Here is a 418-nt window from a genome sequence, read left to right as displayed (position 1 = left end):
GAACGGCTTGCTCGGATCGGTCGGCGGGCTGTCGGTGCGGTTCTCCGGGGTAGAGAAGGCGATACCGCCGGCGACCAGGGTCAGCAGCGACTCGCTGTGCACCTTGAAGCCGGACAGGCCGCCGGAAATGGAGATGCCGCTGGCGTTCCAGAATCGCGTGTGCTTGCGCACCAGGTCGGCGTAGGCCGGCTCGATGTGCACCTTGATCTCGATGGTCCTCTGGTCATCGCCCAGCTGGAAGCTCTTCACCTGGCCGACCTGGATCTGCCGGTAGAACACCGGGCTGCCCTGCTCCAGGGAGCCCAGGCGATCGGCCTTGAGGGTCAGGTGCAGGCCGGGCAGCTTGTCGGAAAGGGGTGGCGGCTCCTTCAACGCGGTGAAGTAGCGTTCTTCCTTCTCGCCCTTCACCGGATCGACC

Annotated in this window: 1 protein-coding gene; it reads right to left on the bottom strand. The window is 65.6% G+C overall.

All coding sequences use genetic code 11. The features are described from left to right. A partial coding sequence (locus HMPREF2581_RS33595; protein ID WP_256565210.1) for an MlaD family protein occupies nt 1-418 on the bottom strand: 418 nt, incomplete at both ends.

Origin of the sequence: Pseudomonas sp. HMSC057H01, from assembly GCF_001836405.1 — a bacterium.
Lineage (GTDB): Bacteria > Pseudomonadota > Gammaproteobacteria > Pseudomonadales > Pseudomonadaceae > Pseudomonas > Pseudomonas aeruginosa.
This window is presented reverse-complemented; position numbering and strand designations above follow the sequence as displayed.